Genomic DNA, 1,399 nt, shown 5'->3' on the forward strand with positions numbered 1-1,399 from the left:
GGTCGTCTCGGATCGGGAGGTCTTCGAGCGTGAATGCCACCGATCCATCGTAGGCCGCACGGGCGGTCGGACGACCGGCCGTCCGGACGGTGGGCCGTCGCGACACTTCTGCGGCGCTGCGTGGCGGCCGGCGTCGCGTCAGTGCGCGGCGGTGTACTGCGCCGGGATCGCGATCTCCTGACCGGCCTGCAGACCGGAGCCGTCGAGGGCGTTGAGGCTCACGACGTCCTGCACGAAGTCACGCGGGTCGGCGTTCGGCGCGGTCTCTTCCGCGAGCTGCCAGAGCGTCTCGCCCGGCTGGATCGTCACGGTCTCGAAGTGGGCGTGCGACTCGGTGTTGCCGGCGGACGCCTGCCCGCCGTTCAGCACGGCGAGTGCCACACCGATCAGCAGCGGGATCGCGGCGAGCGTCGTCAGGACGACCCGACCGCGACGCGTGAGGCGCAGGCGCGTACGCACGGCGGGCGCGGTGCGCTGGATGTCAGCGATGGCGATGGTGCTCATGTCGTTCTTGCCTTCCCGTTCGGGTGAACCGAAGTCCTGTACCGAACATAGTTTCGAATGACGAGCCGCACAAGTCCTGTGCGGAGATTTCTGGTGGGTTTTCTGCCGACACGCTCGAACAGGTGTTTGTCCGGCGGTGACCGGTCGGATACTGTTTCGATCGACTGGGACAAGTCAAGCGGGGACCACCGACATTCCCGCGGGCACGGCCCGGCACCGACGAAGGGCGAGACGACGTGGCGGACGAACTGCGGGGCCAGAAGCCGCTGACGGCGAAGCAGCAGGCGATCCTCGACGCGATCCGTGCGTCGATCGCGAGCCGGGGCTACCCGCCGAGCATGCGCGAGATCGGGGACGCCGCCGGCCTCTCCTCACTGTCGAGCGTCTCCCACCAGCTCGGGCAGCTCGAGCTCGGTGGGTGGATCCGTCGTGACCCGAACCGTCCGCGGGCGCTCGAGGTGCTCGTGGACGAACCGACGCCCGACACCGAGGGCCCCGACGTCGACGCGACGACCCTCGTCCCGCTGGTCGGTCGCATCGCCGCGGGGGTGCCGATCACCGCCGAGCAGCACGTCGACGAGATCGTCCCGCTCCCCCGACAGCTCGTCGGCACGGGCGACCTGTTCATGCTCAAGGTCGTGGGCGAGTCGATGATCGACGCCGCCATCTGCGACGGGGACTGGGTGGTCGTGCGGTCGCAGCAGACCGCCGAGAACGGTGACATCGTCGCCGCCATGCTCGACGAGGAAGCCACCGTCAAGGTCTTCCGGCAGCGGGACGGCCACACGTGGCTGCTCCCCCGCAACACCGCGTTCGAGCCGATCCTCGGCGATGCCGCGACCGTGCTCGGCAAGGTCGTCGCGGTCCTCCGCTCCATCTGACGTCGACCGCGTCG

At 69.4% G+C, this 1,399-nt stretch carries 2 protein-coding genes; one reads left to right on the forward strand and one right to left on the reverse strand.

Annotated elements, in window-relative coordinates; all coding sequences use genetic code 11:
- Positions 1-138: 138 nt before the first annotated feature.
- Positions 139-504, reverse strand: coding sequence for a LysM peptidoglycan-binding domain-containing protein (locus I5E_RS12865; RefSeq protein ID WP_022907346.1), 366 nt, complete (start codon positions 502-504; stop codon positions 139-141).
- Positions 505-740: 236 nt separating this feature from the next.
- Here I5E_RS12865 and lexA point away from each other — a divergent pair, with 236 nt between their 5' ends.
- On the forward strand, positions 741-1,385 hold the full coding sequence (gene lexA / locus I5E_RS12870) for a transcriptional repressor LexA (RefSeq protein ID WP_022907347.1): 645 nt from the start codon (positions 741-743) through the stop codon (positions 1,383-1,385).
- The last annotated feature ends 14 nt before the right edge of the window (positions 1,386-1,399 follow it).

Source organism: Curtobacterium sp. B18 (assembly GCF_000333375.1).
In the GTDB taxonomy this organism is placed as follows: domain Bacteria; phylum Actinomycetota; class Actinomycetes; order Actinomycetales; family Microbacteriaceae; genus Curtobacterium.